Here is a 15,347-nt window from a genome sequence, read left to right as displayed (position 1 = left end):
CTGACGGCTGACGGCTGATGGCTGCCGGCTGACAACCGGCAGCTGACGACCGACGGCCGGCTCCGGCGAGGCGCCCGCGGCATGCGATGCCGCGGGCGCCTTCGTCCCTGCGCCCGCCCCACCTCGACGGTCATCGGCTGACGACGGTCTCCTGCCCCACATGCGAGAGCTTCTCGGGATTGCGCACGAAGTACAGCCCCGTGATCAGCCCCTCGTCGATCCGCACCGACAGCACCCCGTCCAGCTCGTCCCCGATCCGTACGATCAGCGCCGGGTGGCCGTTGACCTGCACCGGCTCCACCGAGCCGATGGAGCGCAGCGACGGGACCGCCAGTTCCAGGAACGGGCGCACCTGCGCGACGCCGACGATGGGTTCGAGCACGGCCTGCTTGACCCCGCCGGCGTCCGTGAGCATCACCACGTCCGGTGCCAGCTTGTCGAGCAGACCCTGCAGATCACCGGTCTCGACCGCGCGCCGGAACGCGTCGAGTGCGTCCTGCGCCGCGTGGGACGTCACCTGTTCCCGCGGCCGGCGCGCGGCGACATGGCCCCGCGCGCGGTGCGCGATCTGGCGTACGGCGGCCGGTGACTTCTCGACCGCGGCGGCGATCTCCTCGTAGCCGAGCGCGAAGACCTCGCGCAGTACGAAGACCGCGCGCTCGGTCGGTGAGAGCGTCTCCAGGACGAGCAGCATCGCCGTCGAGACGCTCTCGGCGAGTTCCACGTTCTCGGCCACGTCGGGCGCGGTCAGCAGGGGCGCGGGCAGCCACGGGCCGACGTAGTCCTCCTTGCGGCGCTTGAGCGAGCGCAGCCGCATCAGTGCCTGCCGGGTGGTGACCCGGACCAGATAGGCGCGTGGCTCGCGCACCTCGTCGAGCTCCACGCCCGACCATTTCAGCCAGGTCTCCTGCAGTACGTCCTCGGCGTCGGCGGCCGAGCCGAGCATCTCGTACGCGACGGTGAACAGGAGATTGCGGTGCGCGACGAAGGCGGCGGTTGCCAGGTCCATCCACGGCTCCAAGGGGGTGTGCGGTCGGTGGCGTCACTCATGAGACGCCGGGCGCCGCACTTCTGTGACAGGTTCCCGGGACGTCTTGTGAGAAGTCCGACCTCGGCCCCCTGTGAACGCCTGACCTGCAGCGAGTTAGCATATGAGCGCCGCCTAGCTCGAAAGCGAAATTCCCTGTGACTGTCAACGACGACTCGTTCACCAACTGGAAGCACCGCGAGGAGATCGCGGAGTCGATGATCCCGCTCATCGGGAAGCTGCACCGCGAGCGGGACGTCACCGTCCTGCTGCACAGCCGCTCCCTGGTGAACAAGTCGGTGGTCTCGCTCCTCAAGGCCCACCGCTTCGTGCGTCAGATAACCGGCGAGGAGCTCTCGGTCACCGAGACGCTGCCCTTCCTGGAGACGCTGGCCACCCTGGACCTCGGCCCCTCGCAGATCGACATCGGCCGGCTCGCCGAGCAGTACCGCGGCGACGACCGCGGACTGAGCGTCGAGCAGTTCACCGCCGAGGCCGTGGCCGGTGCCACCGGCGCCAACAAGATCGAGTGCCGTGAGGGCCGCGACGTCGTGCTCTACGGCTTCGGCCGCATCGGCCGTCTCGTCGCCCGCCTCCTCATCGAGAAGTCCGGTTCGGGCAACGGTCTGCGCCTGCGCGCGATCGTCGTCCGCGGGGGTGGCGATCAGGACATCGTGAAGCGTGCCTCGCTGCTGCGCCGCGACTCCATCCACGGTCAGTTCCAGGGCACGATCACCGTCGACGAGGCGAACAGCACGATCATCGCCAACGGCAACGAGATCAAGGTCATCTACGCGAACGACCCCTCCGAGGTCGACTACACCGCGTACGGCATCCGTGACGCCATCCTGATCGACAACACCGGCAAGTGGCGCGACCGCGAGGGCCTCTCGCAGCACCTGCGCCCCGGCGTCGACAAGGTCGTCCTCACGGCCCCCGGCAAGGGCGACGTCCCGAACATCGTGCACGGCGTCAACCACGACAGCCTCAAGCCGGACGAGCAGATCATCTCCTGCGCCTCCTGCACCACCAACGCCATCGTCCCGCCGCTCAAGGCCATGGACGACGAGTACGGGGTGCTGCGCGGTCACGTCGAGACGGTGCACTCGTTCACCAACGACCAGAACCTTCTGGACAACTACCACAAGGCCGACCGCCGCGGCCGCAGCGCGCCGCTCAACATGGTGATCACCGAGACCGGTGCCGCCTCGGCCGTCTCCAAGGCGCTCCCGGACCTGAAGGCGCACATCACGGGCTCCTCGATCCGGGTGCCCGTGCCGGACGTGTCGATCGCGATCCTGAACCTGCAGCTGGGCCGTGAGACCACCCGCGAGGAGGTCCTCGACCACCTGCGCGAGGTCTCGCTGACGTCGCCGCTGCGCCGCCAGATCGACTTCATCTCCACGCCGGACGCGGTCTCCAGCGACTTCATCGGCTCGCGCCACGCGTCGATCGTGGACGCCGGCGCCACCAAGGTCGAGGGCGACAACGCGATCCTCTACCTCTGGTACGACAACGAGTTCGGCTACTCGTGCCAGGTCATCCGGGTCGTGCAGCACGTCTCGGGCGTCGAGTACCCGACGTACCCGGCTCCCGCCGTCTGATCCGTTCGGGCAGCAGCCGGCAGGCCGTGGGCCAGTGGGCAGGACAGGGCCGTCGCACCTCGCAGGTGCGGCGGCCCTGTCGTATGGAGGGGGTGGGTCAGCCGATCCCGCCCATGAGCCGCTGCACCCGGCCGCGGCACACGTAGATCCCGATCCCGGCGGCGAGCGCCACGGCCGCCTCCGCGCCGACCACGCCCCGGCTGTCGAGGTCGACGCCGTACGTGCTGAGCAGCGACATGATCGAGTCGCCCGCGGTGGCCGCCAGGAAGAAGGCGCCCATCATCTGCGAGGCGTACTTCGCCGGGGACATCTTCGTGGTGAGCGACAGACCGACCGGCGACAGGCACAGCTCGCCGACCGTCTGCACGAAGTAGATCGCCACCAGCCACATCGCGGCGGCCTTGTGGCCGCCGGCGGCCGTGGTCATCGGGATCAGGAAGAGGAAGAACGAGATCCCCGCGAGCACCAGGCCGGAGACGAACTTGACGATGGTGCTCGGCTCCCGGCCGCGGCGGTTCAGCCACAGCCAGGCGCTCGCGACCAGCGGTGCGAGGGCCATGATCAGGACCGGGTTGACCGACTGGTACCAGGAGACCGGGAACTCCCAGCCGAGGACGGTGTTCTGCGCGGAGTCGCCCGCGAAGGTCGCCATCGTGTACGAGCCCTGGTCGTAGATCGCCCAGAACACCGTCGCGGCCACGAAGAACCAGATGTAGCCCGACATCCGCGACTGTTCGAGGGTGCTGAGCGCGCGGTCGCGCTTGATACGGACGAACAGGAGCACCGGCACCAGGATCCCGAGGACCGCGAGCGGCACGGTCAGCCATTTCTCGGTGATCGTGCCGACCGTACCGACCATGAGGTACAGGGCTGCCGCGCCGCACACCGCGAGCAGCGACTTGACGGTCACACTGCGGCGCTCGGCGGGCGTGAGCGGCTTGGGCACCACGTTCGAGGCGGCGCTGAGATGCCGCGTACCGAGCAGGAACTGGATCAGTCCGAGGCCCATGCCGACCGCGGCGAGCGCGAAGCCGAGGTGCCAGCTGACGGTCTCGCCGATCGTGCCGATGGCCAGCGGCGCCAGCAGCCCGCCGAGGTTGATGCCCATGTAGAAGACGGTGAAGCCGCCGTCGCGGCGCGGGTCGTCCGGGCCGTCGTAGAGGTGGCCGACCATCGTGGAGATATTGGCCTTGAGCAGGCCGGAGCCGACGGCGACCAGGGCGAGCCCGGCGAAGAACGTGGGCGCGCCCGGCACGGCGAGCAGCAGATGCCCGGCCATGATCGCCACGGCCGCGATGGTGACGGTCTTGCGGGGACCCCACACGCGGTCGCCGAACCAGCCGCCCGGCAGCGTCAGCAGATAGACGAGCCCCGAGTAGAGCGCGAAGACCGCCGCCTCGCTCGCGAGCGTCATCCCGAGCCCGCCGCCCTGCATGCCCTTCGCCGCGTCCGCGCCGCCCGAGATCAGGTACAGCGGGAGCAGTGCGCGCATCCCGTAGAAGCTGAAGCGCTCCCACATCTCGGTCATGAAGAGCGTGGCCAGGCCGCGCGGGTGGCCGAAGAAGGTCTTCCCGGATCTCTTGTGCTCCGGGTGCGGGGCGGGGGCCAGGGGCAGGCTGGTCGCCATGGGGCGTTCCTCGATCGCTCGGGACGCGCACGGCGGTGCGGTACGCGCCCGGTGGGGTGGCCGGCACCGCCGTCCGGCCGCATCGCGCTGCGAGGGGCCGGTCCCGGCGGGATCCACGCCACGCGGTGCTTCCTCGCACCACGGGCCCGGCCCACAGGTCAGTCACTGGTATCCACTGTGGCGACGGCGCGGGCCGGGTTTGAGTGCCATACGTCCGTACGCGGGCCATAAACCCCTCGGCCGAAAGTACGGGCGCCCGTGCGGCACCCGCCCACCGTGCCCGCGCCCGCGTCTGGGACCCTGCCGGAATGACGTTCACCTCGGCGCGCCCCGAGCCCATCACCGCGGACCCGCCGGGCCACCCGTCCCGCGCGCTGCTCACGCAGTCATGGCTCGACCTGGCGTTCCTGCACTGGGCGGCCGATCCGGCGGACGTCGCCCCGCTGCTGCCGAAGGGGACCGTGCCGGACACGCTCGACGGGGTGACCTACGTGGGGCTCGTGGCCTTCCGTATGCACCGCGTCGGCTGGTTCCGGCTGCCGGGCGTCCCGTATCTGGGCACCTTCCCCGAGACGAACGTCCGCCTCTACTCGGTCGACGGGCAGGGCCGCCGCGGCGTCGTCTTCCGCAGCCTTGACGCCTCGCGGCTGATACCGGTGACGGTCGGCCGGGCGGCGTTCCGGCTGCCGTATCTGTGGTCGAAGATGTCCGTCCGCAGGGAGGGCGACGTCATCGCGTACGACAGCCGGCGCCGCTGGCCCGGGCCCCGCGGCGCGCGCTCCCGCATCGCCCTGCGCATCGGTGAACCCGTGGACGAGCCGAGCGAGCTGGAGCATTTCCTCACCGCGCGCTGGGGCCTGCACACCGCCTTCTTCGGCCGGTCCACGCTCTACCTGCCCAACAGTCATCCGCGCTGGCCGCTTCACCACGCCGAACTGCTCGCCCACGACGAGGACTTGATCGAGGCGGCAGGACTTCCGCGGCCGGCCGGAGCGCCGGTCAGCGTCCTCTACTCGCCCGGTGTACCGGTCGAGTTCGGCCGCCCGGGGCGGGGTCCGGCGGGCATCCCGACGCCCTGAGGTTGCGTCCGCCCCCTTGACCCTCCTGGTCCAGACCAATAACTTCGGCGGGCCGACTCCCTTCGGCAGCAGTGCAGTTGGTCCCTGCCCGTCGACCAGGAATGAGCCTCCATGCGCCGAAGACTTCTTCCCCAGACGGCCGCCGCCGTCTGCCTTCTCGCCCTGCTGGCCCCGCTCGCCCAGGCCCAGGAAGGCCGTGCGGACCGCGAGGGCGACCGGGGCCGCACGGCGCTCAAGCGCGTCGGCTACTTCACCCAGTGGGGCGTCTACGGCCGCGACTTCCAGGTCCAGGACCTGGACAAGAGCGGCGCGGCCGCCCGGCTCACCCACATCAACTACGCGTTCGGGAACGTCAGTCCGCAAGGCAAGTGCTTCCTGAACCCCGTCCCCGGCGAGTCCGACCCGTGGGCGGACTACCAGCGCCCCCTCGACGCGGAGAACTCCGTCGACGGGGTCGCCGACAACGACACCCAGGCGCTCGCCGGCAACTTCAACCAGCTCAAGGAGCTGAAGGCGAAGCACCCCGGCCTCACGGTGATGATCTCCCTCGGCGGCTGGTCCTGGTCCACGCACTTCTCCGACGCCGTGCGGACGCCCGAGTCCCGCAAGGCGCTGGTGCAGTCCTGCGTCGACCTGTACCTCAAGGGCAATCTGCCCCAGGACGGTGTGCGCGGCGGCGAGGGCGCGGCGGCCGGCGTCTTCGACGGCGTCGACCTCGACTGGGAGTGGCCGGGATCCGAGGGCGACACGGACACCGTGTTCCGGCCCGAGGACAAGAAGAACTTCACCGCGCTCGTCGACGAGTTCCGCGACCAGATGGACGCGCTCGGCCGCAAGAACCGCAAGCACTACGAGCTCTCGGCCTTCGTGCCCACCGCGGAGACGAAGATCGACGCGGGCTTCGAGGTCAGGAAGATCATGCGGGACCTGGACTTCGTGACCCTGCAGGGCTACGACTTCCACGTCAGCGGCGAGAAGACCACCGCCCAGCAGTCCGCGCTCTTCGCCCGTGACGACTTCAGCGTGCACGGCACGGTCGAGTCCTGGCTCGAACGCGGTGCGCCCGCCCGCAAGCTGGTGGTCGGCATGCCGTTCTACGGCCAGGGCTGGACCGGCGTCAGCGGCGGCGGGGACGGCATGGGGCAGCCCGCGACCGGGCCCGCGCCCGCGAAGTGGGCCAACGGGTACGCCGACTACAAGGAGCTCGAGGAGCTGGCCGCGTCGGGCACGTACAAGATCCACCGCAATGTGCGCGGGGGCCAGGCCTGGCTCTTCGACGGCACGACGCTGTGGACCTATGACGACCCGGCGGTGCTCGCCATGAAGTCCCTGTATGTGAAGGCGCGCGGCCTCGGCGGCGCGATGTTCTGGTCGCTCGACGGCGACACCGCGGACGGCGAGCTGATCCGCACGGTGGACCGCGCCCTCGGACGCTGACCGCGGGGCACTACCGCACGACCTCGTGGCGCGCACCGGGCCTCCCCGCCCAGTGCGCGCCACGAGCATGATCCGATGCGGCACACCTTCGCCGTCGCGGGCGCCCGCGTCAGCCGATCGGGCCAGCATTCCCGGCGCGTGGCGGCCCGGGTGGCGATGGTGGGGTCATGAGCACCGGTGTGTCGCCCCAGCATCGGCAGGGGTTCGTGCGCTGGTGGACCGGGCGTTCACCGGCCGCGGGCTCCGCCGTGATGGCCACCGGCATCCTGTCGGTCGGGCTGCACCTCATGGGCTGGGAGAACCTGTCCCGGGCCGCGCTCGCCCTCGGTTCACTGATGTGGTGCGCACTCGCCGCCGACTTCGCCGGACGGCTCCTGCGCGACCGCGAACGCTGGAGCCGCGAGGCGGACCGCCCGCCCGCCCTCACCGCCGTGGCCGCGAGCGGTGTACTCGGCACCCGCTTCGCCCAGCTCGGGTGGGAGGGCCTCGGGGTCGGCCTGCTCGTCCTCGCCCTGGTGGTCTGGCTGGTCCTGCTGCCGCACGTCCTGCGTGACTCGGTGCTCCGGGTGCCCTTCCACGAGATGCCGGGCGCGGTCTTCCTCGTGTGCGTCTCGACCCAGGCGCTGGCCGTGCTCGCCGGCACCCTGGCCCCGCTCCTCGAGGAGGGTTGGCTCGCCCACGCCGCCCATGTCGCGTTCTGGCTGGGACTCGTCCTGTACGGGTTCGCCCTGACCCGCTTCGACCTGCGCAACATCCGCCGGGGCGCGGGTGACCAGTGGGTGGCGTGCGGTGCCCTCGCCATCTCGGCGCTGGCCGCGGCGAAACTGATCGCCACCTCCGAGTTCACCGGCACGTCCGTGGACATCCTGCGGATCGCGGCCCTCACACTGCTCGGTCTCGCCTTCGCCGCGTATGTGCTCCTGGCCGCTTCGGAGGCCGTCTGGCCCCGGTTCCGTTTCGACGTACGCCGCTGGGCCACCGTCTTCCCGATGGGCATGACCGGCGTCGCCACCCTGTCCGTGGCGACGAGCGTGGCGGGAGCGGCGGGCCTGAAGGTGCCCGGCAACGTGTTGGTGTGGGTCGCGGTCGCCGTCTGGTGCGTGGTCCTCACGGGTTCGGTCCGGGCGGCGGTGAAGCCCTCGTGATCACCGTCACCGAGCCGCCCGACGACTGCCTCGCGCGCAACGAGTGGATCTGCGGCAAGTATCTGAGCACCCGCAGCGAGATCCTCACCGACGCGGTGATCCAGCATCTGCAGATCACCGTCGTCTCGGTCCTGCTCGGCCTCGTCCTCGCCGTCCCGCTCGCGGTGGCCGCGCGCCGCTGGCGCTGGGCGTCGGGGCCGGTGCTCGGTGTGACGACCGTGCTCTACACGATTCCCTCGCTCGCGATGTTCTCGCTGCTGCTGCCGCTGAACGGGCTCTCCGCCTCGCTCGTCGTCGCGGGACTGGTGCTGTACTCGCTGACCCTGCTGGTCCGCAACATCCTCGCGGGACTGCGGGCCGTGCCCGAGGAGACCCGGCAGGCCGCCCGCGGCATGGGCTACGGGCCCATCCGGCTGCTGCTCACCGTCGAACTTCCGCTCGCCGTACCGGCCGCGATGGCCGGGCTGCGCATCGCCACCGTCTCCGCGGTCTCGCTGGTGACGGTCGGGGCGATCGTCGGCTACGGCGGGCTCGGCAATCTCATCTACTCGGGGATGAACACGTACTTCAAGGCGCAGGTCCTCACCGCCTCCGTGCTCTGCGTCGTGATCGCGGTCACCGCGGACCTGCTGCTGCTCGGGGTGCAGTGGCTGCTCACCCCCTGGCAGCGAGGAGCGCGCGGATGAAGACACTGAGCGACGCGTGGGACTGGCTCACCACCTCCGCCAACTGGTCCGGCGGCGACGGCATCTGGCACCGCCTGGTCGAGCATCTGCTGCTCACCGTCGTCTGTCTGGTGATCAGCTGTCTGATCGCGCTGCCCGTCGCCCTGGTCCTCGGCCACCTGGGCAAGGGCGGTGCGCTCGCCGTCAACATCTCCAACGTGGGCCGTGCCGTGCCCACCTTCGCCGTCCTGGTCCTGCTGCTTCTCACACCGATCGGCAAGTGGGGCCAGGGACCCACCGTCGTCGCCCTCGTCCTGTTCGCCGTGCCGCCGCTGCTCACCAACGCGTACGTCGGCATGCGCGAGGTGGACCGCAGCATCGTGCAGGCCGCGCGCGGGATGGGAATGACGGGCTCGCAGATGCTGTGGCGTGTCGAGCTGCCGCTCGCGCTGCCGATGATCCTCAACGGTGTACGGATCGCCGCCGTGCAGCTCGTCGCCACCGCCACCATCGCGGCGCTCGCGGGCGGCGGCGGCCTGGGCCGCATCATCACCGCGGGCTTCAGCCTCGCCTCCACCGCTCAAGTCCTCGCGGGAGCCGTCCTCGTGGCGACCTTCGCGCTGATCGTCGAGGGACTCTTCGAACTCGCGGAACGTCTGGCACCGGGCTGGGCGCGGGGGAGGGCCGCCGCATGAGACGCCGCGCCGCCGCCGCGGTGCTCACCGTGCTCTTCACGAGCTGCGCCACCGGACCCGCCCTGGAGAACCAGGGCGAGGTCACCGCACCGCCCGGCGACAGCAAGTCCCTGACCATCGGATCGGCCGGCTTCACGGAGAGCGATCTGCTCGCCCAGATGTACGCGAAGCTGCTCTCCGCGGCCGGATACCGCATCACACTCCTCACCGTCGCCAACCGCGAACTGTACGAACCGGCCCTGGAATCGGGCCAGATCGACGTCGTCCCCGAATACGCGGCCACCTTTGCGGACTGGCTCAACGCGAAGGCCAACGGTCCCGACGCGGCCCCGGTCGGCTCTCCCGACCTGGCGCGGACGATGACGGCTCTGCGCGGGCTCGCCACGCCCCGTGGCCTCACCGTGCTCGACGCGGGCAAGGCGGTCGACCAGAACGCCTTCGCCGTCTCGGCCGCGTACGCCGAGGAACACAAGCTCAAGACACTCTCCGATCTCGGCCGGTCCGGCCTCGAGGTGCGGCTCGCGGCGGGCGACGAGTGCGTCAAACGCCCGTACTGCCGTCCCGGGTTGGAGAAGACCTACGGCATCAACATCACCACCGTGGACCCGAAGGGCGTCGGCACCACCCAGGCGAAGAAGGCCGTGCAGGCGGGGCAGGATCAGATGGTCCTCACCACCAGCACCGACGCCACGCTCGACGAGTTCGGTCTGGTGCTCCTGGCCGACGACAAGAAACTGCAGAACGCCGACTACATCGTGCCCGTCGTCAACCGCTCACGGGCCGGCAGCGAGAAGGTCGCGGCGGCGCTCGGGAAGCTCAACACCGTTCTGACGACGGCCGATCTGGCCTCGATGAACCAGCAGGTGGACAGCTGGCGGCGGCTTCCCGAGGACGTCGCCGAGGAGTATCTGAGGGAGAAGGGTCTGCTGTAGGCGCGAGCGGGCTGGTGCGCGGGCTACGCGTCCGCCACCGAGTCGAACTCGACCTCGTCGCGCCCCACACCCTGCGCGTCTGCGTCCACCGAGCGCCGCAGCGCCTCATGGAGCTTCGCCGGGGTCAGCACGCCGAGGAAGCGGGCGCCGTCGAGGACAGCGACCCAGCCCGCGTCGTGCTGCAGCATCACACCGAACGCGGTCTTGAGCGGGGCGCCGACCGGGACCCAGGAGTTCATCCGGTGCGCGAGCTCGCCGACCTTCGCATCGCCCGCAAGGGCCAGTTCGTCGACGCCCGCCCAGCCGTGCAGATCGCCCTGCTCGTCGAGGCAGACCGCCCAGCGAGCGCCTTGCGCACGCAGCCGCGCGGCGGCCGCGGCGGCCGTCTCGTCGAGGCGCGCAAGCGGCGGCGCCTCCAGGTCGTCCGGCTCGATCGGCGTCACCGAGAGCCGTTTGAGCCCGCGGTCCGCGCCCACGAACTCGGCGACGTACGGGGTCGCGGGATTGCCGAGGACCGCGCCCGGGGTGTTGAACTGTTCGATCCGCCCCTGCCCGTACACCGCGATCCGGTCGCCGAGCCGTACGGCCTCCTCGATGTCGTGCGTGACCATCACGACGGTCTTGCGCACGCTCGCCTGCATCTGCAGGAACTGCTCCTGCAACTGCTCGCGCACCACCGGGTCCACGGCCCCGAACGGCTCGTCCATCAGGAGCACCGGCGGATCCGCGGCCAGGGCCCGGGCCACTCCGACGCGCTGACGCTGACCGCCGGAGAGCTGGTCGGGGTAGCGGGAGCCGTACTTCTTCGGATCGAGGCCGACCATGTCGAGCAGTTCCGCCGCACGTGCCTTCGCCTTGGCACGCTTCCAGCCGACGAGGGCCGGTACGGTCGCGGTGTTGTCGAGGATCGTCCGGTGCGGGAAGAGACCGACCTGCTGGATGACGTAGCCGATCCGGCGGCGCAGCTTGACCGGGTCGACCTTCGCGATGTCCTCGCCGTCCACGAAGATCGAGCCCTCGGTCGGCTCGATCAGCCGGTTGATCATCATCATCGTCGTGGTCTTGCCGCAGCCGGAGGGGCCCACGAGCGTCACCAGTTCGCCCTCGGCCACCTCGAAGGACAGCTCGTCCACGGCCGTGGTGCCATCCGCGTACCGCTTGGTCACCCGCTCGAACCGGATCATGCCCTCACGCTACGAGCGCCCACGACCGCCCGCACACCAGGACGGTCCGCCCGGAGTGCTCACTCCACGAGGATCACCTGAAGGGTGCGCGGACCGTGCACGCCCTCGACGCGGTCCAGCTCGATGTCGCTGGTCGCCGAGGGACCGGAGATCCAGGTCAGCGGCTTGAGCGGATCGATCCGGGCCAGCGCCTGCGGTACGGAGGCGACCAGCTGGTCGGGGACCCGTACGACGCAGATGTGGTGGTCGGGGATGAGGGAGATACGGCGGCGGCCCTGGTCGGGGGAGCCGTCGAGGACGATCGTGCCGGTTTCGGCGATGGCGAGGGCGCAGCCCGTCACGACGGCGCCCGACCGGTCGAGCTGCTGCGGGGTGCTGACCGCGCGGTCATGGATACGGGGCGGATCGGCCGCGGACATCCACTCCGGTGGGAGGAACGGCGGGACGAGGACGGTGTCCGGCCACCGCTCGTTCAGAAGGCGCATGATCAGGTAGGGCAGCTCGTCCGCGTCGGTCCGGTGCACGAGCGCCCGGTACTCCGCAAGATTCTCCGCCAGGAGATCGATCGTCTCCGCCGTCGTCCGCGCCCCGTGCTCGCTCAGATACGTCCGCGGCACGTCGCGCACATACGCCTCGGCCGCATCCTCCGCGCGCTCGCCGACCGCCCGCCGGATCCGCGCCAACACCCGTTCCCTGCTGCTCACTTGGCGCCTCCTCGCGTGCGCTCCCACCAGTCACGGAAGGGTTCGGCCGGTACCCGGGGCAGGTCGCGGCTCGCGCTCCACGCCTTGCCGGGGCCCGGCAGCTTGTGCGGATGCAGCCGGCGGGTGCGTGCGGCCAGACGCTGGCCGGTGCGCAGGACGCCCGGGCGGCCGAAGGCCCAGGCCGCCGCGCGCATCGCCGCACGCTCGGCCGCGTGCCCCTTCGCGGGCCGTACGGTGATCCGCGCCCCGTTGCGCACCACGTCGCCGCCCTCGGCGACCCGCTCCCGCAGATGGACGAGGACCTCCGGGATGTCGATGGCGACCGGGCACACCTCGTAGCAGGCGCCGCACAGCGACGAGGCGTACGGCAGCGAGCGGTCGATCTCACTGCCCATCCCGCGCAGTTGAGGGCTGAGGATCGCCCCGATCGGACCCGGGTACACCGACCCGTACGCATGCCCGCCGGCCCGCTCGTACACCGGGCAGACGTTGAGACACGCCGAGCAGCGGATACAGCGCAGTGCTTGGCGGCCGACCTCGTCGGCGAGGGTGTCGGTGCGGCCGTTGTCGAGCAGGACGAGGTGGAAGGCCCGCGGCCCGTCGCCGTCCGTGGTGCCCGTCCAGGTCGAGGTGTACGGGTTCATCCGCTCGGCCGTCGAGGAGCGCGGCAGGGTCTGCAGGAAGACCTCCAGGTCCCGCCACGTGGGCACGGTCTTCTCGATGCCGACCACGGAGATCAGCGTCTCGGGCAGCGTGAGGCACATCCGCCCGTTGCCCTCCGATTCGAGGACGACGAGCGTGCCCGTCTCCGCCACCATGAAGTTGGCGCCGGAGATCCCGACCTTCGCGCGCAGGAACTTCTCGCGCAGATGCAGCCGCGCCGCCTCCGCGAGCTCCGCCGGGGTGTCCGCGAGGCCCTCGGGGGCCGGACGCCCCCAACTGCCCATCTCCTCGCGGAAGATGTCCCGGATCTCGCCCCGGTTGCGGTGGATCGCCGGGACCAGGATGTGCGAGGGCCGGTCGTGGCCCAGCTGGACGATCAGCTCGGCGAGATCCGTCTCGTACGCGCGGATGCCCGCCGCTTCGAGCGCCTCGTTGAGCCCGATCTCCTGCGTGGCCATCGACTTGACCTTGACGACCTCGCGCTCGCCGGTCGCCCGCACCAGCTCGGTGACGATCCGGTTCGCCTCGTCGGCGTCCGCCGCCCAGTGCACGGTGCCGCCGGCCGCGGTGACCGACTCCTCCAACTGCACGAGATACGTGTCCAGATGGCGCAGCGTATGGTCCTTGATCCGCTTCCCGGCCTCGCGCAGCTCCGCCCAGTCGTCGAGTTCGGTGACCGCGCGGGCCCGCTTGTCGCGGATCGTGTGCGTGGCGTGGCGCAGGTTCGCCCGCAGCGTTCCGTCCGCGACCGCCGTGTGCGCGGCCTCGGGGAACGCGGGCATCCCGACGAAGGTCCCGCTCATGCCGCGCCCTCCTCGGTACGGATCCCGGTATCGGTGCGGACCATGGCATCGGTCCCGGAATCGGCCTCGGTCGACGCGAGGATCTCCGCGATGTGCACCGGCCGGATCTCCGTCCGCAGCCGGGCCATCGTGCCGCCCAGATGCATCAGACACGAGTTGTCCGCGGCGCACAGCAGTTCCGCGCCCGTCGACTCGGCGTTGCGCACCTTGTCCAGGCCCATCGCTGCCGACACGTCCGGGTTCTTCACGGCGAACGTGCCGCCGAAGCCGCAGCACTCCTCCGCGCCCGGCAACTCCACCAGATCGAGCCCTTTCACCGCCTGGAGCAGCCGCCGCGGCCGGTCGCCGAGCCCCAGTGAGCGCAGGCCGTGGCAGGTCGGGTGGTACGTGACGCGGTGGGGGTAGTACGCGCCCACGTCGACCACGCCGAGTACATCGACGAGGAACTCCGTGAGCTCGTACGTCTTCGGGACCACCGGGGCCAGCACGCGGGCCAGTTCGTCGCCGCGGCCCTCCGCGGCCGCCCGCTCGCCCAGCCGTGGATACAGCTCGCGGACCATCGCGGCACAGGAGCCGGACGGGGTGACGATCGCGTCGTACCCGGCGAAGACATCGGAGTAATGCCGGGCCAGCGGCTCGGTCTGATGCCGGTAGCCGGTGTTGTAGTGGGCCTGGCCGCAGCAGGTCTGCGCCGCCGGGAAGTCGACCTCCACACCCAGCCTGGCCAGCAGCCGGACCACCGCGCGGCCCGTGTCGGGATAGAGCGTGTCGTTGACGCACGTCAGGAACAGAGCGACACGCATCGTGGCCCTCCTCTGGTGATCATCGGATGGGTGCAGCGTACGCGTCGCACGGCACTTGGGGGAGAGGCCGCGACAGGGCCCGGCTGTCGCGCGCACCCGCGGTGACACGTCCACGCGGAGCGCGGGCCTCCGCCGGAGACGGGAGTTAGATTGCCGTCATGGCCGACAACACTCAGCTCACCCCCATGCCCGAGGACTGGCAGCGCGCCCTGGCCGTCGTCGCCCACCCGGACGACTTGGAGTACGGCTGCGCGGGAGCCATCGCGTCCTGGACGGACGGCGGCCGCGAGGTCGTCTATCTCCTCGCGACCCGAGGCGAGGCCGGGATCGACACCCTGGAGCCCGGCAAGTGCGCGCCGCTGCGCGAGCAGGAGCAGCGGGCCAGCGCCGCGGTCGTGGGCGTCGAGACCGTCGACTTCCTCGACCACAAGGACGGAGTCATCGAGTACGGCGTCGATCTGCGCCGTGACATCGCCGCGGCGATCCGCCGCCACCGGCCCGAGCTCGTCATCACCCTCAACCACCACGAGTCCTTCGGCGGCCGCTTCCTCAACACCCCCGACCACCGGGCCGTCGGCCAGGCGGCATTGGACGCCGTCGGCGACGCGGGCAACCGCTGGATCTTCCCCGAACTCATCGACCAGGGCCTCGATCCCTGGAACGGCGTGAAGTGGATCGCCATCGCCGGCTCCAACACCCCCACCCACGCGGTCGACGCGGAACCCGGCTTCGAGCGCGCGGTCCGCTCGCTGCTCGAACACCGTGCTTACATCGAGGCGTTGACCGACGAGGACCCGGAGTCCTACGCCCGCTCGATCGTCACGATGTCGACCGGCTTCGTCGGCGACCGCTTCGGCGGCAAGCCGGCGGTCGGGTTCCAGGTGTACGAGCGCTGAGGTTCCCCTCCCCGTGGTGAACCCCGCGTGCGGGGGTCTTCAGACCACGGGCCGCGCCCCCTACCCTGACGCGACGTCAGAAA

The 15,347-nt window shown here is 70.7% G+C and carries 14 protein-coding genes; 8 read left to right on the top strand and 6 right to left on the bottom strand.

Annotated elements, in window-relative coordinates; all coding sequences use genetic code 11:
* Positions 1-130: 130 nt before the first annotated feature.
* Positions 131-1,009: an RNA polymerase sigma-70 factor gene (locus ACIBI4_RS02265; protein WP_399201622.1), complete on the bottom strand. Its 879-nt coding sequence runs from the start codon at positions 1,007-1,009 to the stop codon at positions 131-133.
* A 176-nt stretch (positions 1,010-1,185) separates the two neighbouring features.
* On the opposite strand from ACIBI4_RS02265, the gene ACIBI4_RS02260 reads away from it, so the two are divergent.
* Positions 1,186-2,631: a glyceraldehyde-3-phosphate dehydrogenase gene (locus tag ACIBI4_RS02260; protein WP_399201621.1), complete on the top strand. Its 1,446-nt coding sequence runs from the start codon at positions 1,186-1,188 to the stop codon at positions 2,629-2,631.
* A gap of 97 nt (positions 2,632-2,728) precedes the next feature.
* Here the strand turns inward: ACIBI4_RS02260 and ACIBI4_RS02255 are convergent, their stop codons facing one another.
* Positions 2,729-4,258 (bottom strand): peptide MFS transporter, encoded by a 1,530-nt coding sequence (locus ACIBI4_RS02255; RefSeq protein WP_399201620.1) that lies wholly within the window; start codon positions 4,256-4,258, stop codon positions 2,729-2,731.
* Between the two features lie 308 nt (positions 4,259-4,566).
* On the opposite strand from ACIBI4_RS02255, the gene ACIBI4_RS02250 reads away from it, so the two are divergent.
* The 6 genes from ACIBI4_RS02250 (at position 4,567) to ACIBI4_RS02225 (ending at position 10,211) form a co-directional block, all read left to right on the top strand.
* A complete protein-coding gene (locus ACIBI4_RS02250; protein ID WP_399201619.1) occupies positions 4,567-5,337 on the top strand; it encodes a YqjF family protein in 771 nt (256 codons plus the stop codon).
* Between the two features lie 111 nt (positions 5,338-5,448).
* Positions 5,449-6,774, top strand: coding sequence for a glycoside hydrolase family 18 protein (locus ACIBI4_RS02245; protein ID WP_399201618.1), 1,326 nt, complete (start codon positions 5,449-5,451; stop codon positions 6,772-6,774).
* 167 nt (positions 6,775-6,941) lie between these two features.
* A complete protein-coding gene (locus ACIBI4_RS02240) occupies positions 6,942-7,919 on the top strand; it encodes a tellurite resistance/C4-dicarboxylate transporter family protein (RefSeq protein WP_399201617.1) in 978 nt (325 codons plus the stop codon).
* Entirely contained in the window at positions 7,916-8,605 is a 690-nt protein-coding gene (locus ACIBI4_RS02235; protein WP_399201616.1) for an ABC transporter permease, read from the top strand. Before ACIBI4_RS02240 ends, ACIBI4_RS02235 begins: the two co-directional genes overlap by 4 nt.
* A complete protein-coding gene (locus ACIBI4_RS02230; protein ID WP_399201615.1) occupies positions 8,602-9,279 on the top strand; it encodes an ABC transporter permease in 678 nt (225 codons plus the stop codon). The genes ACIBI4_RS02235 and ACIBI4_RS02230 overlap by 4 nt, the downstream gene beginning before the upstream one ends.
* Positions 9,276-10,211: an ABC transporter substrate-binding protein gene (locus ACIBI4_RS02225; protein ID WP_399201614.1), complete on the top strand. Its 936-nt coding sequence runs from the start codon at positions 9,276-9,278 to the stop codon at positions 10,209-10,211. Before ACIBI4_RS02230 ends, ACIBI4_RS02225 begins: the two co-directional genes overlap by 4 nt.
* Positions 10,212-10,234: 23 nt before the next feature.
* On the opposite strand, the gene ACIBI4_RS02220 is transcribed toward ACIBI4_RS02225, so the two are convergent.
* Genes ACIBI4_RS02220 through ACIBI4_RS02205 form a run of 4 tightly spaced genes read right to left on the bottom strand, consistent with a single transcriptional unit; the run spans position 10,235 to position 14,368 of the window.
* Complete coding sequence (locus tag ACIBI4_RS02220) at positions 10,235-11,395, bottom strand: ABC transporter ATP-binding protein (RefSeq protein WP_399201613.1); 1,161 nt, start codon at positions 11,393-11,395, stop codon at positions 10,235-10,237.
* 59 nt (positions 11,396-11,454) lie between these two features.
* Positions 11,455-12,099: a lactate utilization protein C gene (locus ACIBI4_RS02215; protein ID WP_399201612.1), complete on the bottom strand. Its 645-nt coding sequence runs from the start codon at positions 12,097-12,099 to the stop codon at positions 11,455-11,457.
* Complete coding sequence (locus ACIBI4_RS02210; RefSeq protein WP_399201611.1) at positions 12,096-13,565, bottom strand: LutB/LldF family L-lactate oxidation iron-sulfur protein; 1,470 nt, start codon at positions 13,563-13,565, stop codon at positions 12,096-12,098. The genes ACIBI4_RS02215 and ACIBI4_RS02210 overlap by 4 nt, the downstream gene beginning before the upstream one ends.
* On the bottom strand, positions 13,562-14,368 hold the full coding sequence (locus ACIBI4_RS02205; RefSeq protein WP_399201610.1) for a (Fe-S)-binding protein: 807 nt from the start codon (positions 14,366-14,368) through the stop codon (positions 13,562-13,564). The genes ACIBI4_RS02210 and ACIBI4_RS02205 overlap by 4 nt, the downstream gene beginning before the upstream one ends.
* Before the next feature lie 158 nt (positions 14,369-14,526).
* Between ACIBI4_RS02205 and ACIBI4_RS02200 the strand changes: the two genes are divergently transcribed.
* Entirely contained in the window at positions 14,527-15,264 is a 738-nt protein-coding gene (locus ACIBI4_RS02200; RefSeq protein WP_399201609.1) for a PIG-L deacetylase family protein, read from the top strand.
* Positions 15,265-15,347: the final 83 nt, after the last annotated feature.

Origin of the sequence: Streptomyces sp. NPDC050418 (assembly GCF_044458745.1) — a bacterium.
GTDB lineage: Bacteria > Actinomycetota > Actinomycetes > Streptomycetales > Streptomycetaceae > Streptomyces.
The sequence above is the reverse complement of the archived record's forward strand: the minus strand, read 5'-3'. Positions and strand labels throughout refer to the sequence as shown.

What these genes read in the sequence shown, in the direction of transcription:
- ACIBI4_RS02265 (WP_399201622.1), bottom strand. Translation starts at nt 1,009, where the DNA reads ATGGACCTGGCAACCGCCGCCTTCGTCGCGCACCGCAATCTCCTGTTC.
- ACIBI4_RS02255 (WP_399201620.1), bottom strand. Translation starts at nt 4,258, where the DNA reads ATGGCGACCAGCCTGCCCCTGGCCCCCGCCCCGCACCCGGAGCACAAG.
- ACIBI4_RS02250 (WP_399201619.1), top strand. Translation starts at nt 4,567, where the DNA reads ATGACGTTCACCTCGGCGCGCCCCGAGCCCATCACCGCGGACCCGCCG.
- ACIBI4_RS02245 (WP_399201618.1), top strand. Translation starts at nt 5,449, where the DNA reads ATGCGCCGAAGACTTCTTCCCCAGACGGCCGCCGCCGTCTGCCTTCTC.
- ACIBI4_RS02240 (WP_399201617.1), top strand. Translation starts at nt 6,942, where the DNA reads ATGAGCACCGGTGTGTCGCCCCAGCATCGGCAGGGGTTCGTGCGCTGG.
- ACIBI4_RS02230 (WP_399201615.1), top strand. Translation starts at nt 8,602, where the DNA reads ATGAAGACACTGAGCGACGCGTGGGACTGGCTCACCACCTCCGCCAAC.
- ACIBI4_RS02225 (WP_399201614.1), top strand. Translation starts at nt 9,276, where the DNA reads ATGAGACGCCGCGCCGCCGCCGCGGTGCTCACCGTGCTCTTCACGAGC.
- ACIBI4_RS02220 (WP_399201613.1), bottom strand. Translation starts at nt 11,395, where the DNA reads ATGATCCGGTTCGAGCGGGTGACCAAGCGGTACGCGGATGGCACCACG.
- ACIBI4_RS02210 (WP_399201611.1), bottom strand. Translation starts at nt 13,565, where the DNA reads ATGAGCGGGACCTTCGTCGGGATGCCCGCGTTCCCCGAGGCCGCGCAC.
- ACIBI4_RS02205 (WP_399201610.1), bottom strand. Translation starts at nt 14,368, where the DNA reads ATGCGTGTCGCTCTGTTCCTGACGTGCGTCAACGACACGCTCTATCCC.
- ACIBI4_RS02200 (WP_399201609.1), top strand. Translation starts at nt 14,527, where the DNA reads ATGGCCGACAACACTCAGCTCACCCCCATGCCCGAGGACTGGCAGCGC.